The organism is Bradyrhizobium sp. Leaf396 (assembly GCF_001424605.1).
Taxonomy (GTDB): domain Bacteria; phylum Pseudomonadota; class Alphaproteobacteria; order Rhizobiales; family Xanthobacteraceae; genus Bradyrhizobium; species Bradyrhizobium japonicum_C.
Genome location: NZ_LMQJ01000004.1, coordinates 380971 through 400968, shown reverse-complemented (window position 1 = coordinate 400968; position 19998 = coordinate 380971). Strand labels below are relative to the sequence as shown.

Sequence of the window (19998 nt, the reverse complement as noted above, 5' to 3'; positions counted from 1 at the left end):
TCAGGTGCTCGACAATGAATCACAAGCGATTCATCCGATTCAAGATTTTTCGATCGGGGCTATCGCAATAGAATCAAGCATTTGTGGGTAATTGAAAGCCGGTGAAGGCCGCCTTGCCGAATAAGGCGTGATGTTGAGAACTGTCCTTATGGACAGTGATAGGCGCAGTGCCCAAGTCGAACGGCTTGAGGTGGTGGACACGGGCCGGCGACGGCGCTGGTCCGAGGACGAGAAGCTCAAGATCGTCCTGGAGAGCTTGCAGGCGCCGCGGCAAGTCGCGGCAACAGCGCGGCGGTATGGTGTTTCGCGCTCATTGCTGCTGCGATGGCGGCGATCATTTCGGCCTGAGCCGAGGGATGCCGCCGATCAACGTGGCTTCGTACCGGCAATGGTGGTCGCGGAATCAGGGCCGACGCCTTGTCCAGTCGCGCCGACGAGCAGCGGCGGGTCGATCGAGATCGAGTTTGCTGCCGGGGCTCGGATGCGGATCACGGGTACGGTCGACACGGCGGCGCTGAAGGCCGCCGTGGCGGCGCTGGCAGATGGACGCCTACGGTGATCCCCATTGCGTCGGGCGTGCGGGTGTGGATTGCGACCGGCCATACCGATATGCGTCGCGGCATGAACTCGCTGGGCTTGCTAGTGCAGGAAGCCTTCAAGCGAGACCCCCACGGCGGCGACCTCTATGTGTTCCGTGGCAAGAGCGGCAAGCTGATCAAGATCCTTTGGCACGATGGACTGGGCATGTCGCTCTACGCCAAGCGGCTGGAGCGCGGCCGCTTCCTGTGGCCGTCGTCGGCTGACGGCGTGGTGACAATCACCCCAGCCCAGCTTGGCTACCTGCTGGAGGGCATCGACTGGCGGATGCCGCAACAGACTTGGCGACCGCAGGCGGCGGGCTGATCGCTGGGATTTGAATCGGAGGCACGATCAGCGGTTCGGACAGAGACCGCGTCTTGTGATTCTCTGGTCGGCGATGGGCGCCGATGATTCTCTTCCCGACGATGTGACCACGCTGCAGGCGATGCTGCGCGCCGAGCGAGCGGCCCGCTTGGCCGCGGAAGCCGAGGCCCAGGCGGGGACCTTGCTGATCGAGAAGCTCAAACTCACGATCAAGAAGCTCCGGCACGAGCAGTTCGGGCAGTCCTCCGAGCGAGGCGCATTGCTGGACCAGCTCGAGCTGCAACTCGCCGATCTGGAGGAGAACGCGGCGCAAGCTGAGACCGCGGCACAGATGGCAGCCGAGAAGATTGCGGTGCCATCGTTCGAGCGCCGCAAGCCAGCCCGCCGGCCGCTGCCGGAGCATTTGCCGCGGGAGCGCCTTGTCTATCCGGTGCCTGCCACCTGCCCATGCTGCGGCGACAGCCGATTGCGCAAGATCGGCGAGGACGTGACCGAGACGCTGGAGCTCGTTCCGCGCCAGTGGAAGGTGATCCAGCACGTGCGCGAGAAGCTCGTCTGCCGGGCCTGCGAAGCGATCACCCAGCCGCCGGCCCCCTCGCATCCGATTGCACGCGGGCGTGCGGGGCCCAAGCTGCTGGCCCATGTCCTGTTTGCCAAGTACGGCCTGCACCTGCCGCTTCATCGCCAGAGCGACGTCTACCAGCGTGAAGGCATCGACCTCGACGTATCGACGCTCGCGGACTGGGTAGGTGCCTCCGCGGCAACCCTGATGCCCCTGGTCGATGCGATCCGGAGCCACGTCTTCGCAGCCGAGCGCATCCACGCGGATGACACCACAGTGCCGGTCCTGGCCAAGGGCAAGACCCGGACCGGCCGGCTCTGGACTTACGTGCGCGACGACCGTCCGTTTGCCGGCCCAGATCCGCCGGCGGCCGTGTTCTTCTACTCACCGGACCGTGGCGGCGAGCATCCGGAGCAACATCTGGCGGGCTATGCCGGACTGATGCAGGCCGACGCCTACGCCGGCTTTGGCAGGCTCTACGAGGCCAATCGCAAGGGCGGCCCGATCATCGAGGCCGCGTGCTGGGCGCACGGCAGGCGCAAGTTCTTTGATCTGGCACGGCTCAGCAAGGCGCCGATTGCGGCCGAGGCGGTCAAGCGCATCGATGTCCTGTTCGCCATCGAGCGCGAGATCAACGGTCTTACTGCGCAGGAGCGGTTGCGTGTGCGCCAGGAGCGTAGCCGCCCCCTGATCGTCGAGCTGGAGGCGTGGTTGCGCGAGCAGCGCGCCAAGCTCTCCAGGAACAACGACACGACCAAAGCGATCAATTACTGCCTTAGCCGCTGGGATGCATTTAGCCGCTTCCTTGATGACGGACGGCTTTGCATGTCGAACAACGCTGCTGAGCGTGAGCTAAGAGCGGCCGCCGTGGGACGAAAAAATTGGACCTTTGCCGGGTCCGACGAGGGCGGCCGGCGTGCGGCCGCCATCTACAGCCTCATCGCCACCGCCAAACTCAATGACATCGACCCGCAGGCTTGGCTCGCCGACGTGCTGGCGCGCCTACCGGATCACCCTGCCAAGCGCATCCACGAACTCATGCCCTGGAATTGGCGACCTCAGAACGTCGCTCAGGCCGCATAAACGGCGGTCAGCCATCCACTCAAGATGACCTAACCAGGGGCCGTCACCGGACGCGTACNCCTGGAATTGGCGACCTCAGAACGTCGCTCAGGCCGCATAAACGGCGGTCAGCCATCCACTCAAGATGACCTAACCAGGGGCCGTCACCGGACGCGTACAGCGCGCCGGCATCTGACAACGTAGCTTTAGAGAGCCTGCTTTGTCGTTGTGTCCCTGCCCGTCGAGCTTCGCGAAGCCCGCTCATGGCGACGGCCCGTTGGTCGGAGCGATAGTTTGCTGACTTGTCAGACAGCTGTCTTGCATGCTTTGCCGCCTTACTTACCGGTTGCGATCCGGCGTGCCCCCGTGCGAGGGATGGAGGTCACAGGCGTGCGGTGCAGTCACGTCAATGCGACGCCATCACGTCAAAAAGGAGGGGTGGGCGTATCGCCCGCAGGCCCATCGCGCATTCTTTCTTCGCGATTCTTCATGAACTCCAAGTTAGCTTCGCGGCTTACCTTCCGCGATCCGATCACCTTCGCAACGTCCTCAGGCAGGGGACGGGCAACACCGGACGGCTTGCTGCGCCATGCGGTGCGGCGCTTCGCGTAATGGGAGCTCGCTGTCGCCGTGGTTTTATGTCCGGCGGTTGCCGCCACCTCTTCAGGTGACATCCAGGACTTGGCGTTCGCCATGCCGATATGGCGCGTTGTGTACGGTGCCAATCGCTTTATGCCGATCTCCTTGCACGCCCGTGCAATTCGCGAGGCTAGCCTTCCCCACAGCCGGCGGAAGCCCTCAGCTGTGTGGGCCTGTTTCTGCAGGACCACTAGGAGCTTGGAAAGATCGTTCACCCCTTCAGGACCGTAGTCCGTCAAATCCAGTCGTCGATGGAAGCCCAATGCCCTCCCGTTCGTGGCCTTTCCATTTCTGACAATCAGAATGTTGCCTTGGAGAATCGCCGTTCGCCACTCGCTTGGGCGGAGAAAAAGTCGAACGTTATGGTTCAACAGTCGTGCCGCGAGGCGGTCGTCGGGATGGCGGCCTCTGTTCCTCAGGTGACGTAACAGCAGACCGAACTCGGATTTCGGAACCGACTTTCTCTTCTTCGCCGAAGTCCGGGGAGGTCCGGATTGGCGGGGCTTGGGACCAAGTTTGAGAATCGCAGACAGTTCTTCGGCAGCCGCAATCGGAAGGTCAGGTTGGGAGTCTTCGATCACTTGTAGGAGCGCAGCTCGATACTGCCTGATGGTCGACTTCACCCAGCGATTATGCCCACCGGCAAACCACCTAACGGCGCCCAGCAGGTCGTTGATCTGCACGTCGGCAAGCCGACACAGGCCTACGTACCTCTGTCGATAGGCGATCACTGTCGCTGGCGTGCGGGTGACCGTTCGCCGGGTCGCATCCGTCCGAAGAGACACTGGCTTTTCTCAACTGCTCTACTCGTTACTCGACGTAAATTACCCTATGTCTCAAGTTTGATCCAGCTCACATCCACTTCGTATGTGCCGCACCGCGGATTGCCGGAGAGCCAATCTGCGGGTTCAGAAAATGCCCTATCGGCGTTTGACGACACTCTCCTATTGAAAAAAGAGTTGTTTTATCTATGATGTCGTCATTTACCGACTAAGGTGTCGTCATTCGACGACGAGCATTTATGGACATTCGCGAGCCCAAAGATCTCGGACTTTTCATTCGCGACCGCCGCACTCTGCTGGGGTGGTCGCAACACCATTTAGCCCTGCGCGCGGGCGTCGGGCGGCAATGGGTGGTCGATCTGGAGAAAGGCAAAGCTGCCGCCGCGCTGCAGCTGCTGATCCCGACACTCAGAGAACTCGGATTGGTTCTAAGAATTTTTGACGATACGCCGGCGCGCCTCGCGATCATCAGACACCTGGACAGCGAGCCGCGACCTCGGGGCGTCCGAACAGCGGCGGCCGCTGCCTTGCCGGACGCTACGAGCTCCCTCCAGGCACCTCCCAGACTTTTGCCAGCTCAGGTTGAGCCGCAGCACGGCAATCTGGAGGTAGGACTCCCTTATCATCCGACAAACTTCGCTTCGCTCGGGGTGACCTTGAGCAAGCATAGTCTGTACGAACGCGAATACCGCCGCACAATCCAGCTTATGGTGGACCACGTGATAAGCTCGGAAGGCCCGATCTTCGAGGAGCTGGTGGCGCGCCGGGTCGCGCGTGCTCACGGTCTCGCACGAGCAACGGGAAAGCTGGTCCAGATCACTCGAGAAGTGGCTGACCCATCATTCGCGCGCTCATCAGAAGAGGGGCGGTCAATTGTATGGCCGAGCCCCGAACTGCAGGAGCTGGTGCCTTTCCGGAATGCTCCGAAAGAGATTCGTGACCATTTAGATGTGCCGCTGGTCGAATTGGCGTCGCTCGCAAGCTCGCTCTTGGCTGCAGGCCACACGACAAGCAAGGCAGCGGAGCTTATGAGCCGGCGAATGGGCTTGAAACGTATGGCGGGCACTACCCGCTCTCGATTTGAAGCTGCTGCTGAACTGGCTCTGAGGGCCGGATAATCAGAGCAGGCGCACTGTTCGCCTGTCCTGTCGCATCGAGGCGGTTTGCGAGACGCCGGCTTTACTGTATCACGACCTCCGCCATCGAACCCGTCATCGGGCACCTGAAGACCGATGGTCAACTCGGCCGCTGCTACCTCAAAGGCCGCGCCGGCGATGTGGCCAACGTTATCCTCTCGGACGTCGGCCACAACTTCCGCCGCATCCTCGCCTGGCTCAGGGCTCTTTTGTGCCTCTTCCTGGCCACTCTCATCGCAGCCATCAGCGACCGCTCCCCGCTGCAATCGGCTTCTTAACGGACGACGAGTTAGTAGTTGATGGACGTTTGCGCGAAGATGCCCTCGGCGCGCCTGTCGCCGGCGAGCCTGAAGCGATACTGCAGCGTCAGCTCCCAGTAAGAGGGAGGCGCAAGATATTTCGTTTCACCAAACCAATAGCGGATCGAGCTGCCGACGCCGGCAGAAAAGGCGTCGCGAACAGCAAATGAATCGTCGTAGCTGGCGGCAACAACTGCGTGGGGGAAGAACACCAGGTTCCTGCTGATCGGATCCAGGCGGAAGCTGTGACCAAAGCGTCCTTCGAACAATCCGATGAGCTGTGTCTTCTGGAAGAAGCGATCAACCTCCGCATAGATATACCAGGTCGGCCAATGCGTGTCTATTGCCCGCAAGTCCGTTCCGACCGTGTACGAATAGGCCGCTCGCAGCAGCGTATCGTCGCGGGCGGCGTTGCCAAGCCTGAACAGTTTGTCCACCTCGAATACGAGGTTGTGATCCGAGAACGGCTTCCACCGGGCGCCGGCCATGCCTTGCGTCGTACGTAGCCCGGTAGGTCCGCCCGCCTCGTCGTACAGTGTCTCGAAGAGGCGGCCGAAAACCTCGAACAGGGCGCCGTTACGGTTTCCGAACGCCTCCGGCCGGTAGTAGAGCTCCGATCCAAATTGGGACGTGTAGGTGCTTGCGGGCGAGTTGATCGTCAGGAAAGGATTGGGAGCTGACCCCACCTTGCCGTAGGAGATCGAGCTGTTGATCCCCCATACGCGCGTCAGATCGGCAACCGTCCGCCGTGTTTCGAACAACTTCTGATCGTCGATGTTGATGCGACCGTCGGCCTTCGCGTCGATGCCCTCCATGAGATAGGCGATTGCCTTTGGATTTAGGAACTGCCGCATCGCGGTGTAGCCGGCATCGATGGTGGCCCGGGGCGGCAACGCACCGTTTGCCTTCGCGCGATCGAACAGCTCCAGCGCCACTTTATCGTTGCCGACGGCAACGCCGATATAGGCGACATCTGCGCCCCGGATCGATTTGAGCTGGCCCCGAGCAATCGCCGCGTCGAAGATCGCTCGTGCCTCGGGCTTGCGATCAAGCTCCAGCAGGGTGTTGATTTGTGCCTGGATAGCGCCATCGCGCTGAACATTGGTGACAGATAGACGCTCAGCCGACCTGAAGTCGCGCAGCGCCTCTTCCTTGCGGCTCAAAGCTTGATAGGCATATGCGCGGCGAATTGTGAAGTCGTAGTCTAGGCCTACGCGCGGAAGCGACCGCAGCGCCCGTTGCGGATCCTTGGCCTTCAGCGCCGTGTCGACCAGCGCGAGACGGACGTTCCGGATTTGATCGCCTGGAAGCCCACGCGCAAGCGCTGTCTCCCAATCTGCCATTGCGCCCTTGTCATGGCCGATGCGGCTGCGCGCGAATCCGCGCTGTGCGTAGATCTCGGCATCAACCACGCCTTCCGCGATTGCGCGGCTCGCTGTGGCTTCGGCCTCGGCCGGCCGACCGGCGGTTAGCTGCAGGTTGATGAGGAGCAGCCGGGTGCTGGCGATCTCCGGGGTATCCGCCACCGCTTTCTTGGCTTGCTCGATCGCCACGCTGTAGTTCTTGGCACGGGCGGCCTCGTAGGCCTTGCCTGCCGCCTCCATGCCTTCGGCCTTCTTGTCGATGGGCGTGGCGATGCTCTGAACGAGCGGCGCCTGCAGACTGCAGACCGAGCCGTATGGCGTGTCGCGGCAATCCTGCACCGGCATCGGCATGAGCCTGCCGTCGCCCTTCAGGGTCGCCTTGCCTTCGGCAGCAGCATCGGCATCGCCAATCCGCGTAACGACCGATGGATCTGTCTTGGCATATGGCTGAAGCAGGATCTGAACCGCGCGGGCGTCGCCGGAAGCCAGGGCCGCATCGGATGCAATCAATCGGATCTGCTTCTTCTCGGCGTCGGTAAGGTCGGGAACGGCGAGTGCCGCATTGAAGTCTGCGACGGCGAGCGTCCGGTTGCCGAGCTTCTGGGAAATATATGCCCGCCACACGAGCGGAACGTAATTGCCGGAATCGAGTTTGATCGCCTCCGAGGCGGTCTCTGCGGCACCAACAAGGTTGTCGTCGGCGAGTTGGGCGGCAAGCAGAAGCAGCCGGTATGACATCACATCCGGCCCATACTCCACGGCTTTGCGGGCGGCGCGAACAGCGGCCTTTGGGTCTCCCCGCTCAAGTGCCTTGTAGCCCTCGCCGGCCGGTTGCTGTGCAAGCCGCTGGCGAATACTGGATTGCCGGGACTCCAGCTCCTGGTTCGAGGAAAAAGTTGCGAGCGCCGCCATGGTTGCCTGTTCGGCCGACGCAAGGTTGCCTGCAGCGACTAATGCGTCGATCAAGAGCAACCGCAGGCGGAGGATGTCAGGTCGCAAGGAAACCGAGGCTGCAGCCTGGTTTGCGGCAGCCTGGTAGTTGCCCTGCTCAAACGATTTATATGCTTGTGCGGCGGAGGAGTAGGCCTCGCCGTCGAGAGGGCGGTCCAGATCGGCGGTTTGGGCGCGTGCCGAGCACGCCAAGACAAGCGAAAGCGCGAGGCCGCCGAGGGCAGCCCGCAGCTTACGTCGTCTCAGACGCTCTGCGCCCCTGATAACCATGGCCCCCACAGGCAGTAACACTTGCATCTCAGATTAGCGGACGGGGCAAACCTGCGGAACCAGAATTTGATGTCCGACTGCAACAAGACCTTCAAAGATCATGCTTTTTGTCCGACATGTTGCGCAATTGCTGCGGTGTTTCGCAGCAGATTTAGGAGGAAATCCTGACGTCAGAGAAAATTAAGCCTTTTACCGATTTTTCAAGGCATCGCTAACCTTCATTCGCCACTCGACGCGGCTGGAAATACTCTGCGAAGCCCATTCGCCGACGGCGTCGGGCCCGTTCTGGACTTGCGCTTCGTTGAACTGCCAAACGAGGTATCTGATTGGCGACGTCCTGAATTCGGCTGAGCGCAAGAATTGCAGGAGTGTGGCCCATGGTCCGACATCCCCGGGATTCCACTTCAGCGCCACCGGCCTGTCGATCTTGCTGGACAGCCGCTGCGGAAAGCCGAAATACGGTTGCACAAAGCTGTTGCCTACGACGGCGACTGGAGCCGGATCCTCATCGAGCAATCCGACGGCTGGTTTGGCGGGGCCCCGGATAACGTAGGCTTCGGGGCCGATCGCCCGTTTTCGATCCGGCGGCAGGAAATTGGCGGCAAGGTCGCCAAGGTGGCGATCGTTCATCCATTCGCCAAGCTGCGCACCGCTTCCGGCTTTGCCGGGGAGGGGGCCGTCGGCGGTGATTGCGCTGGCGACGAGATCCGCGGACGCTTCGGCGGCAAACGTCGTCCAATGAAAATCAGTGCGGTAGAAGACCTCCTTCTTGTCGGCGATGACGGTCTTGAGAGCGTCTCGAAGATCGGGCGCTGCAACGCCGGCAGTGCGCAGTCCGGTGAGTTCCCGATCGTAACGCTGCCGAACGATGTCGGACAGCTTTGAGCCATCGGGAAGCAGGCTTTCATAGTACCTGGGCTTGAGCGGGACAATGGCGACGATAAGCTTGACATTTTTCTGAGCCAAGAGCTGCCCGACCTCCGAAATCAGCTCGATGGAGCTTCGCTCGGCGTCAGGACGCGCGACGGTGAGGCTTTCCCAGCCGGCGAAGAGCCAGTTGGATTTGCCTTCGATGACGGCATCGCGCGCAGTTGCGACCGACGTCAGCGGTGCGGACGCCAGGAGCGCGGCAGCAGTAATCACCATCAATCGCGTTACACTTTGCGCCACTGCATCACCTGATCCGGCGTAGGAAGTTTTTCTCGGCTTCGCTTGGAGGGAAGGTCAATGATCGCATTGGCCACTCCCATATCACGACCTTGGCTTTCTCCAAGCTGCCAGATCGTGTCTCGAGAAGTTCTAGCAGCGCGCCGGCGAACCCTCCGCCAGGCCAGCTGACCTGCGCGACTTCTCGAGCGAGCGAGTTCTGGAAATACTCGAAGAACCCCGAATTCATCGAAAAGGACGATCCAGCGAGAATGATAGAAGGTTCGGGCGTGTCGTCGAGCAATCCGCCTGATCGCGAGATGTCCGCCTTCAATTCTCGCTCCTGCTCGGGCTGTGGCGCGAGCACACGTGGCGCATCGGTCAACCCAGACAATCTGGCGAGGTCACCCGTGCGCTGTCGCGTGGTCCCTTCAATCAGCTTCACCGTCTCTGGCGCGGGTTCGAGCGTGTGTGCGACGGCTTGTGCGATCCGCTCGGCAGCAAAGCGGGCGCCGGTTTGATCCCAGTGTGTGTCCGTCTTCCAATAGCCTGGACGGGGCCAGTTATCGCGGAGATCGACGACAACCGCCCCTTCCATGCGGCCGAGCTCGTTCCAGAATTGGTCTCGCAATCGCGATTGCGCTGCAGTGATTCCGCAGAGCCTGTCTTCGACCTGCGCGGCTTTGTCGGGCACCGGGACAATGATGAGACGCGTGCCGGATTGTCTGACTGCATGCGCCAGCCCCCGCAGCAGTTCTGCCCGGAGCGCCATGTTGGCTCCGGCGTGACGCTCTGCGCGCAATTCCTCCATGGTGAAGAGCCAATCACCGCAACCGGCGCGGACCTGTGGTCCGGCATCGCCGAGCAATCGATATTCGATTCCGGAAACGAGGCCGTCCAGGTCAGTGCTGCGTGGTACTGCACCAAGAACCGCCTTGTCGATTCTCTGGGCGAAGCGACCATCGGCAAGGTCGTTCAACGTCGTCGTCTTCAGCACTTCGCCCAGAGAACCATGACCTCTGATCAGCACGGAGACCAGCCCCGAGAAGATCACTGCGAGTACGAGGACAACCCTGAGCATGACGTCCCTAGAACTGGAAATACAGAAAAGGAATAACGGTGCGGCTCTGTATCGTCCACAAGGCGCATAGCCACAAGAGGAGCGCCAATTCGAACGGTGGACGGGCGATATAGGCTCGCAGACGAGAGGGCGGCAGCGTCGGAGCGTAGACCGCAAGGAGCCCAATGCAGACTGTCAGCAACTCCGTTGGCCTTGCAGCAGCAGCCATCGGCGATGACAGGGCAAGTCCATGAAAGCCCAGCAGACCGGACAACATTGTTTGCGCAGCCTGCCAGTCCTGGGCGCGAAACAAGAGCCATCCGACCATCACGAAGGCCAAAGTGAGCAGATGGGAAATGAATGTGGGGATCGGAGGCGCGCCGGCTACGTTCCAGAGCCGTGCTACGATCAGCCCCAAACCATGCCAGATGCCCCAGACCAGAAAAGTCCAGCTGGCGCCGTGCCAGAGGCCGCCGAGCGCCATGGTGATCAGCAGGTTGAAGTAGGAGCGAACCTTGCCAACGCGGTTGCCGCCAAGCGGTATGTACAAATAGTCGCGCAGCCAACTCGACAGGCTGATGTGCCAGCGGCGCCAGAATTCGGTAATTGATCGGCTCAGATAGGGATTGTCGAAATTCTCCGGAAACTTCAAGCCGACCATCAGTCCGAGACCGATGGCCATGCTGCTGTACCCTGCAAAGTCGAAGTAAAGGTGCAGCGTGTAGGCGGTAACCGTCAACGCGACGTCGGCCACGCTGGGGTTGGGCAGCGCATAGCCGGCATCGACGAGTGGCGCGAGTGTATCTCCAAGGAGAACTTTCTGCGCGAAACCCAGCATGAAGCGGCGCCAGCCCTCGGTGAACTCCGAAAGGTGGAAGGTGCGTGAAGACAGCCGCTCGGCCACGGACTGATAGCGCACCACGGGACCCGCGACGAGATGGCCGAACATTGCCTGATAGGTGGCGTAGTTCACGAAACTGGGCTCGGCGGCGACGGTCTTTCGGAAGACATCCACCGAGTATGAGATCGCGCCGAACACGAAGAATGAGAGGCCGATGGGCAATGGAATAGCTGTCCAATGCTCGACCGGTGCACCTAAGACCGATGCGGTTTCAACGAGAAGGTTGGCGTATTTGAACCAGATCAGACTTGCGAGTGGGGCCACAATGGCCGCGGTCAGGGCAAGCTGACGTTCGCGGCCTGAGCTTCGGACGATCCAGAGCCCCGTAGCCCAGGACCAGGACGCGATCGCAATGAGGAGGGGGAGAAAATCGAACCGCCACCAACCATAGAAGACGAGGCTGAATAGGAGGATCGTGGCATTCCGCAGGCGCGCGGAAACAACTGCGTAGACAGTTAGGAACAGAGGCAGGAAGAGAAAAACAAAGGAGTCGCTGACGAATACCATCGCGAACTGCCTAGCGCTCCCGATGAGGCTCGGTCTCATCCAAGCCGCCGGTGAGACGAAGCCGTTGGGACTCCTTCCGAAGGAACACGCTGTAGTGATCCCCGGCACGCAATTGAGGAAGCGTCAGGCTGGCGCTGCCCTCGCCGCAGGATCCTTCAAGCCGTGCGGATACGGGATTGATGGCCCGAGACCGGACGGAGGCAAATGGACTTTGCTCGAAGATTGTGGGGCCGTCCGCAATCTTCAGAATGGCTGCGCAGCCGGGCACGAGGTTGAAGAAGCGGAGCTTGGCCTTCAGGCCGTCATCCGAATTCTGCCCCTCGTCAATCGATTGGACGGTCCAGGCGGGGTTGGCTTTCGAGACCACCAAGGTCAGAAATGTTTCCGGGGCCGGCACGACATCTTTTGAGATCGGAGAGCCGTTCGCCGCCAGGTGCAGGGGCTGGTTGCCGGGAACGGCGCGATATGAACTCGCCCCCGTGGCCTCGTTAATGGCCAGATCTGCCGAGTTGACCTGTATCCGAGGGGAATTGCCCTCAGATACTGTGGCGATCCTGATGAAGGCGTATCCGGGCGGTGGTCTGGTTGCGTACAGGCGGCCGATCTCCTGGCCCTGGCTTTGCGCCAACTGCCCAAACGATAAGGCTATGAGCAGGGCAGGGCCGAACGATCGTCGGCAACGCCGAACACACGAAATGAGATGGATGGTCATTTTGAAGGTCAGATCAGCAATGAAGCGGGCCTTGGCTACATACCACCGCACCAACGGCCAGAAAATCCGCCCCGAAATTCCAGTCGCCACATGGGAAACGGAATTGGTTAGCAAGGTCTTCGTGAGACCCCCTTCTTGGTTCGAAGCTACCGGCATTCAGCGGCCTTGTCTCTCGCGGGGAGCGCGAAGCGACATGTGCCGATGTAGCAGATCGATCGCCGAGTGGTTTGGTCAGGGGACGGACGACAACATGCGGGTCTCAGGCGGCCTTGTCCTGCGGAAAAGAGACCATTAAGACTGTTAGTCTCTGTCGAACTTAGAATCGGGTGGATCCGAAGGGCAAGACAATGCTGAAATTTACTGGAGCGATCGCCGGTCTTTCGATGATGCTGGCAGGGGGGGCGGCTGCGGCGCCGCTTCTAGTCCAGACCACTACGCCCCATTCCAAACCGGCGCTCGTGCAGGTCAAGGTGATCTGCAATGAGGCGGGACGCTGCTACCGACCACCTACCCGTAAGCCAGTCGCGCGTTGGGTGTATGGGGACGGTAATTTCTACGGACCCTATGAAGGTCCCGGCTATTATGGCGATCCTCGGCTGCGATACCGGGTGTTTCCTTACTTTTGGTGGTGATACGGCGCGGCTTGGCGAGGCTTTCCGGGCCGGTTGGCCGACGCTGGATAATGCCGGCGGGTTATGCTGACGGATTTGTTCACTCCCAGAGAGCGGAGACTGTTTTTAGCGCGGCTACTTGCTCTGCACGGGCAGTGGCCGAGACAATTCCTTCGTCTGCGCAGAAAAGTGGACCATCGGCACCTGCATCCGCAACTGCACCTTGGACCCGGTCAATGGTTTCCGCACCCAGCTTGGCAATGTGCTCAGAGCCTTGAAGGGGTGAACGCGAGGATCGAGGAAATGCAAAAACGATCGAAAACTTGTCCAAGCCTGACGCTGCGAAGCAGCAAGTTGAGGAGTTTCAGCGTTGATTTTTCGGACCCGGGGTTTAGTTCTCGGTCAATGCCGAAAAATCGCGAAACTCGGGATGCCCGCTGACATATTGCTCGCTCCAAGCAGGAGCAAATGCGCACGACACCAATTTCACACGTCAGAGCGGTAGTCTTTGCAGAAGCGTTGGGATTAAACCCGTTGCAAGAATGTGAAGACGACCGATGGATTGGCGAAGGCGAGCAACGAACTCGCGTAGCTTCTGAAGACCGTCCAGACCCCGGCTATGCCTTGTTGGAGGTCGAAAGTGCGGATGAGAGATGGTGAGAGTCGTCTGCAATCTCACTGGAGACGAGGGGCGCTTCGGAGGGGCTGAAGCGCTTCATCCGCAGCGTCTCGCCGCCGGGGTGATCTGGCTGAGGTCGATTCAGGTGGTCGTGCTGACCGGCTGTGACCGGCAGGCCGAAGGGCTTTGTTAAGGTGAAGAAGAGCTTCGCCACCCTCACTAACGGAGGTACTCTGCTTCTGAATGCGAGGGCGCGCGATTGGGTGGCTGCAGCCGTTTTGTGATCCAACGGATCATTGGCAGCGCAAATCTTCGGATCGAGCGCGAGGCAAGTCGAAAGCTGAGCGATTTTGCGGTGCGGAAGAACTCTGTTGTGATCGCAAGACTGGCTGCGACCAGCGAGATGCTCCGTTGTTCGGGCGCCGTCGCAGCCCTTCGGAGAAGCAGACAGGCAGCGGCGTCGCTCGCAATGCTGGGTGGCGGTACGGCTGTTTATCCCGGGGATCCGAGTAACTTTTTGCCATTAAATTCGACTCATTAAAGCGAGCTTGACCCCTCGGTTAAAAACTCAAATAATGGGAATTATTAAGTCTCGGGTGCGAGGACCCTGTCGGGTGCAGTGCCTTGCGACGGCCTCTGTTAGTCACTTTGGACGCGCTCCCGGACTGCTTGCGCGCGCCACTGCAGGCTCAATCCTCGTCGGGCCTACTATGGGGAGAGATCTGATGGGTCATGCCGCGATGCACCTTTCTCATCTGCGACGCCTTCAGGAGGCTCTTGAGAAGATTGCGAGCGACCTCGACGAAATCGAGGGAAGGTCCCATGCGCGCCTTCGCTACGTAGCTCAAGATCTGAACGACGACGGTCCGGCCCGTAGTATCGAGTCCTGTGTTTCCAATTTCGAGATTGCAGTACGAGGCCGATTGGTGAACTAGGACCTCCCTGATCAAGATCGCTCAGGCCCAGGAAGTTTCCCCGGACATCGTCGGATCCGTCTTCGCCATCCGTGAGAGGCGACGGCAGTCTGAACCACACGCTCGCCCGCCCTTTTGGCCATCGCGGCCTCGCCTTAACGCGCGACAACGATGACAAGCTGTACGCGCCTTCTTTTTCGCTTCGGCTCGCTAAAACGACCGATCTTCATTTCAAGCGTGTTTGGAATTAGATCGAGGTCTGCATCTCGCGGTGTTCGAGATGCCTGCTATTCGGCGTGCTTCCTCTTTCTCCTTCTTGAGGTCGGCGGCGCAAGAATTCCAGCGCGGCGAGCCATACGAAATACCTCGTCAGCATGTCACTCTCCAGCGATCAAATGATAATAGGAGACGATATTCATTTTATGGGCAGGACTGGATTCTTAGTCCTAGTTTCAACCCTTGTCATCGCTTGTGTTGCATCCCTCAGAAAGGTGGTTCTGGCGGACAAAAAGGTCGCTTCGCAGACCTTCTCTCGAAAGGAGTTCGGGGAGCCGGCTGGTCTAGGCGGCGGTCGGCAGCAAATTGCGGCGACGATATGCAAGGAGACCAACGCCGGCGAACCCGAGGATCATCATTGCCCAAGTCGAAGGTTCAGGCACGGCCGCGACCGTGAAAACGAACTGCTCGTCGGTGTAGTTGTGATCCGTCCACCCGGTCTGATGCAGGCTGAGATCCTCGAAGCCAACATAGGTTCCCGTCGGAATCTTCCCGTCGCCATCGAATGCTGTCGAGTAGACGTGGTTCACGCCATCACTATTCTCCGAAATGTCAGAGTAGTAGGTATGCCCCGTCGTCTTGACGTCGATGTAGAAGACCAGGATATCACCGGCGTTCACCTGGCCGAAATTGTGCATCGTGCCGTACTGACTGGTGTGGTTGTTCAGAGCCGTACCCCGATCGTCCTGGCCGTTGACGAGCAAGCCCAGGTTCTCGCTGAAAGCGGCTCCTGACCCATAAAAGTACGCGAGCAATGAACCAGTGGAGTTCGCAACGAACGTGTAAGTAATCGGATTTTCCGTACCTTGGTTCTGGTATGGAATCGTAGCCGCTTGGGCTGTGGTAGCAGCAATCAGTCCCGTCAGGGCGGCAGCGAAGCACGTTCTGATCATAGGCGAGTCTCACGCATTTAATACTATATTATATTGTATTTATTACAGATATATTCTGAGGCCGTCAATTGATGAATCGAAGAATCGGGACTGCCTCAGGTCGCATCGGTTTGAGCGCCTGGGAGGGCCGATTTCCGTGCGGCAGGGTAGTCACCCCGAGACCTGAACGCCCAACTTCATCGGCGCTTCTGTGCCCCTCGTTTTGTCGACATGGCGGACGCTCGCCGCGCGGCATCCCGTTTGAGTTGATGGGCCCGCAGTTCGGCTTGCGCCACCTGTTCCCGCAAGGAAATTATTTCTGACATCAAGAGAAGCAGATCAGAATCTGGAACAGGTTCTTTCAGCACCATCCGTCGCATCCGAAATTCGAACTGTCGCCCATCGGGCGGTAAATGGCTTTCAAAAAGATGAGACCGTCTGGGTGCGCACACGGCTGCGCCGCGTACGAAGCTTTGGGTATTCAATCCAATCAACAGCGCGTGATCAATTTTGTTCCGCAAGTCTGTTTAAATCAGGCTGACTGCCCATTTATTTCGAACTGTCATTCAGACGGGCCGCCCCGCTCCTCCCACGACAGCAGCCGACCAACCCGCCCACAGCTTTTCCAGGGCATCAGCCAACCGTGCGTGTTGATCCTGCGTCAGCTGCTGAACGGGCCCCAACGCGACGCTTGGACAGGCGGTACGAACAACAGCCCGAGAACCAGGTGAAGTGCTGCGAGATTGCTTGGCTCTCTGTCGTTGCAATCGGACGGTGCTCTGTAGGCGAAAGCGACGCTACGCAGATCAAAGCAGGAGCGCAGGCCAAATCGCGCCGGATTTCCAAGATATTGGTCGCATAACCCATAGGACGGTGCAACTGCACGAGTTGTAGCGGCAAGAGTGACCGAATTCGACCCACAGCCAAATAGGCCCGCGACGCGTGCCGCTGCTTGTCCAGGGTAGGTGAGGGTCGAGCGTATCGCTCCGATCATCAGCAACGGGGGCGGCAAGGCCCGTCTCGCCGTGGCTTGCCGGGTAAATGGGGGCCGGCCGGCCTGGCCGATGATGCGGGGCGGCCTTTGATTGAGCGATTGCGACCGAGCGAGGGGGCCTGCAGATCTCGGGTATTGGACTGTCCCGGCCGTCGGAAGACCCAATGGGCCGCAGTCTCAGTCACGTTCGGGTTGACCCGGGCGGCCGATATGGCCAAGAAAGGCAGTGTGCGGTTGGCCCAACGCTACAGGCATCATCAAGAGAATCGTATCGAGTTTGCGGTCGCTAATCCCAGTTCTGGTCGAAAGGTGAGACGTTAGTCATGGCTGAGCGTATCGCGCTCATTACGGGGGTTACGGGGCAGGACGGCGCCTATCTCGTCGAACATCTGCTGTCGCTCGGCTATACCGTGCATGGCATCAAGCGGCGCTCGTCTTCGTTCAATACCGCTCGCGTCGATCATCTGTACCAGGACCCGCATGTTGGGAACGTCCCGTTTCTGATGCACTATGGCGACATGACGGACTCGACCAATTTGATCCGCCTGGTGCAGCAGATCCGCCCGACCGAGATCTACAATCTGGCCGCCCAGAGTCACGTCGCCGTCAGTTTCGAGAGTCCGGAATACACCGCTAACGCTGATGCTGTCGGCGTGCTGCGGCTACTCGAGGCGATCCGCATCCTCGGCATGGAGAAGGAGACGCGGTTCTACCAGGCCTCGACCTCCGAGCTCTACGGCCTCGTGCAAGAAATCCCGCAGAAGGAGACGACGCCGTTCTATCCTCGCTCGCCATACGGCGTCGCAAAGCTCTACGGCTATTGGATCACGGTTAATTACCGTGAAGCCTATGGGATGTTCGCGTCTAATGGCATCTTGTTCAATCATGAGAGCCCGGTACGCGGCGAGACGTTCGTGACCCGCAAGATCACCCGCGGCGTCGCCCGCATCGAGGTCGGTCTCGAGGACACGCTCTATCTTGGTAACCTGTCCGCCAAACGCGACTGGGGTCATGCGCGCGACTATGTCGAGGGCATGCACATGATACTCCAGGCCGACAAGGCCGACGACTTCGTGCTCGCAACCGGCGAGATGCGCTCCGTGCGGGAGATGGTGGAGCTCTCGTTCGCGCAGATCGAGCGCCGTATCGAATGGCGCGGCGAGGGGATCGATGAGACCGGCGTTGACGTGAAGAGCGGCAAAATCGTGGTACGGATCGATCCCACATATTTCCGGCCGACCGAGGTCGATCTCCTCGTCGGAGACGCCAGCAAGGCGCGCGAGAAGCTCGGTTGGAAGCCGAAGCGGACGTTCGACCAACTGGTCGAGGAGATGGTGGCGAGCGACCTGGCAGAGGCAAAGCGGGACGCGGCCCGTGGCAAACGCACGGTTTGAACTGAAAGGCAAGAGCGTCTATGTGGCCGGCCATCGCGGTATGGTCGGCAGCGCTCTCGTGCGCCGACTCCATCAGGAAGATGCGCGGCTCGTCACGGTTGACCGGCACGAGCTCGACCTCCGCGACCAAGCCGCCGTGTTCGACTGGTTCGCGAAAACACGGCCGCAGGTCGTCTTCCTCGCCGCCGCCAAGGTCGGCGGCATAGTCGCCAACAATACGCTACGCGCCGAGTTTATCTACGACAACATCGCGATCGCGGCGAACGTGATTCATGCCGCGCACGTTAACGGCGCCGAGAAGCTGATGTTCTTGGGCTCCTCTTGCATCTATCCGAAGCTGGCGCTTCAGCCTCTGCGCGAGGACTCGATGCTGACCGGTGCTCTCGAGCCGACCAACGAACCATACGCGATCGCCAAAATCGCCGGTATCAAGATGGTCGAGGCCTATCGCAGCCAATATGGATGTGACTTCATTAGCGTGATGCCGACCAATCTCTATGGTCCCGGCGACAATTACCATCCCGAGTACAGTCATGTGGTTGCGGCCCTGATCCGTCGCTTTCATGAGGCAAAGCTGACGGGCGCCGGGAGCGTCCTTGTCTGGGGTACAGGGAGGCCGCGGCGCGAATTCCTCTATGTCGATGATCTGGCGGATGCCTGCATACATCTGATGAAGATCTATTCGAGTGCGGAACTGATCAATATCGGCACAGGCGAGGAGATCACGATTGCCGAATTCGCGCGTGTCGTCGCAGACGTTGTAGGTTATGATGGCGAGATCTCTTTCGACACCTCGCGTCCCGACGGCACGCCGCGCAAGCTGCTCGACGTTAGCCGCCTCGCTAAGCTCGGCTGGCGGGCCCAAACCGCGCTGAAGGATGGAGTACGATTGGCTTATTCAGCCTTCTTGTCCAGCCAGCAGGACCCGAAGTAGACCACGCGGCGATCCCGACCGAGTGACCACTACGTGAGCACGCGCCGGTGGATCTCTCGGGAGCCTCTCCACGCGAAATCGAAGGAGTCATAGGTCGTCCCAGGTAGCGGCGGCAAGGAGCGCGGACCTCCTTCCATCCCGTGAAACGGTCTCGCGTCAGCTGCCGTGCGGGCGCGGCCGTGTCACACGGCGAGCATGCGGCTTCCCTGGATGCTCATCAGGGTGAGGTTGCCGGTCGCATAGGCGCCGGTGTCGATGTTGACGCGGTTGGCCAGGAACTCCGCACTGCGGACCGGCGTATGACCGTGGACAATATACTTGCCGAACTGCTCCTCGCTTTGCAGGAATTCCTCGCGAATCCAGAGCAGATCGCGCTCCGTTTGCTCGGCCAATGGAACGCCGGGGCGAACGCCGGCGTGGACGAAGAAGAAGTCTCCGCAACTGAAGCTCAGCCTCAGATTGTCCAGGAATTCCAGATGCTCGGTCGGCATTGCGCGAATGAGGTCGCGGAGGATCGATGCCGGCTCGTCGCGCTTGAGATCCGGCGGGGCAAGCCCGTAGGACATCAATGTCTGGGTCCCGCCGAAAGCAATCCAGTCCTCGAACAGTGAAGGGTCTTCGAACACCCTCACCAGAAAGGCCTCGTGATTGCCCTTGAGGAAAACCGCGTTTCCCCGGCGGCTCCGCTCGACCAGGATGTCGAGGGTGGAGCGCGTATCCGGGCCGCGATCGATGTAGTCGCCCATGAAGACTTCGACAGCATGGCGCGGCCGGCTGCGCTCGACGTCGGCGTCGATCACCCGCAGCATGGGCTGGAGCAAATGTGCGCAGCCGTGGATATCCGAGATGGCATAGATGCGCACTCCGTCCGGCAATTGCGGTTTGGGAATGGGCGGGCGTGGTCGCGCGAGGGATCTCATGACGCTCAATCGGTCGGGTGATCGAAAAATTCCCCAAGTCGCCGGCACCGGAGAGCTTCCATCCAACACGAACAACGCGAATTCGGTGGGGCCGCGTCGTTGTTCTCCGACCTGATCACGCCAAAAGAAGGGCGCGGAATTTTCTGCCTACTCGTCTCGTGCTGGACTGG

14 protein-coding genes and 2 pseudogenes are annotated in these 19998 nt (G+C 60.2%); 7 read left to right on the top strand and 9 right to left on the bottom strand.

Translation table 11 applies throughout. The features are described from left to right. The first annotated feature begins 130 nt into the window (after positions 1 to 130). The 3 genes from tnpA to tnpC all read left to right on the top strand — a co-directional run bounded on the left by tnpA (position 131) and on the right by tnpC (position 2548). Complete coding sequence (tnpA, locus tag ASG57_RS06690) at positions 131 to 559, top strand: IS66-like element accessory protein TnpA (protein ID WP_349510054.1); 429 nt, start codon at positions 131 to 133, stop codon at positions 557 to 559. Further along, positions 556 to 903 carry an IS66 family insertion sequence element accessory protein TnpB gene (gene tnpB / locus ASG57_RS06685; RefSeq protein WP_057195941.1) on the top strand — a complete coding sequence of 116 codons (348 nt, stop codon included), beginning with the start codon at positions 556 to 558 and terminating at the stop codon, positions 901 to 903. The genes tnpA and tnpB overlap by 4 nt, the downstream gene beginning before the upstream one ends. A gap of 73 nt (positions 904 to 976) precedes the next feature. Further along, a complete protein-coding gene (gene tnpC / locus ASG57_RS06680; protein ID WP_057195940.1) occupies positions 977 to 2548 on the top strand; it encodes an IS66 family transposase in 1572 nt (523 codons plus the stop codon). A gap of 404 nt (positions 2549 to 2952) precedes the next feature. Here tnpC and ASG57_RS06675 read toward each other — a convergent pair whose 3' ends face one another. Further along, positions 2953 to 3849: a hypothetical protein gene (locus tag ASG57_RS06675; RefSeq protein WP_156402599.1), complete on the bottom strand. Its 897-nt coding sequence runs from the start codon at positions 3847 to 3849 to the stop codon at positions 2953 to 2955. A gap of 338 nt (positions 3850 to 4187) precedes the next feature. Between ASG57_RS06675 and ASG57_RS06670 the strand changes: the two genes are divergently transcribed. After that, the gene (locus tag ASG57_RS06670; RefSeq protein WP_057195938.1) at positions 4188 to 5066 is read left to right on the top strand and encodes a DUF3320 domain-containing protein; all 879 of its coding nucleotides are present in this window, start codon (positions 4188 to 4190) and stop codon (positions 5064 to 5066) included. A gap of 77 nt (positions 5067 to 5143) precedes the next feature. Beyond that, positions 5144 to 5362 (top strand): annotated as a pseudogene (locus ASG57_RS36535) (IS5/IS1182 family transposase); the annotation flags it as partial. Between the two features lie 11 nt (positions 5363 to 5373). Here ASG57_RS36535 and ASG57_RS06665 read toward each other — a convergent pair. From ASG57_RS06665 to ASG57_RS39935, 7 genes and pseudogenes are all read right to left on the bottom strand, one after another. Beyond that, positions 5374 to 7968 (bottom strand): NfrA family protein, encoded by a 2595-nt coding sequence (locus ASG57_RS06665; protein WP_057195937.1) that lies wholly within the window; start codon positions 7966 to 7968, stop codon positions 5374 to 5376. 189 nt (positions 7969 to 8157) lie between these two features. Then, on the bottom strand, positions 8158 to 9138 hold the full coding sequence (locus ASG57_RS06660) for an alginate O-acetyltransferase AlgX-related protein (protein ID WP_156402598.1): 981 nt from the start codon (positions 9136 to 9138) through the stop codon (positions 8158 to 8160). 4 nt (positions 9139 to 9142) lie between these two features. Continuing rightward, on the bottom strand, positions 9143 to 10195 hold the full coding sequence (locus ASG57_RS06655; protein ID WP_024341356.1) for an alginate O-acetyltransferase AlgX-related protein: 1053 nt from the start codon (positions 10193 to 10195) through the stop codon (positions 9143 to 9145). 7 nt (positions 10196 to 10202) lie between these two features. Then, positions 10203 to 11582 carry an MBOAT family O-acyltransferase gene (locus ASG57_RS06650; protein ID WP_057195935.1) on the bottom strand — a complete coding sequence of 460 codons (1380 nt, stop codon included), beginning with the start codon at positions 11580 to 11582 and terminating at the stop codon, positions 10203 to 10205. Between the two features lie 10 nt (positions 11583 to 11592). After that, complete coding sequence (locus ASG57_RS06645; protein WP_082528897.1) at positions 11593 to 12450, bottom strand: alginate O-acetyltransferase AlgF; 858 nt, start codon at positions 12448 to 12450, stop codon at positions 11593 to 11595. Positions 12451 to 14213: 1763 nt separating this feature from the next. Further along, complete coding sequence (locus ASG57_RS39625) at positions 14214 to 14348, bottom strand: hypothetical protein (protein WP_283805282.1); 135 nt, start codon at positions 14346 to 14348, stop codon at positions 14214 to 14216. Positions 14349 to 14998: 650 nt separating this feature from the next. Beyond that, positions 14999 to 15109, bottom strand: a pseudogene (locus ASG57_RS39935) (PEPxxWA-CTERM sorting domain-containing protein); the annotation flags it as partial. A 1794-nt stretch (positions 15110 to 16903) separates the two neighbouring features. Between ASG57_RS39935 and gmd the strand changes: the two are divergent. Further along, complete coding sequence (gmd, locus tag ASG57_RS06630; protein ID WP_024341361.1) at positions 16904 to 17974, top strand: GDP-mannose 4,6-dehydratase; 1071 nt, start codon at positions 16904 to 16906, stop codon at positions 17972 to 17974. Then, complete coding sequence (gene fcl / locus ASG57_RS06625; protein ID WP_057195933.1) at positions 17955 to 18908, top strand: GDP-L-fucose synthase; 954 nt, start codon at positions 17955 to 17957, stop codon at positions 18906 to 18908. Before gmd ends, fcl begins: the two co-directional genes overlap by 20 nt. 182 nt (positions 18909 to 19090) lie before the next feature. Here the strand turns inward: fcl and ASG57_RS06620 are convergent, their stop codons facing one another. Continuing rightward, positions 19091 to 19828, bottom strand: coding sequence for a metallophosphoesterase family protein (locus ASG57_RS06620; RefSeq protein ID WP_024341363.1), 738 nt, complete (start codon positions 19826 to 19828; stop codon positions 19091 to 19093). Between the last annotated feature and the right edge of the window lie 170 nt (positions 19829 to 19998).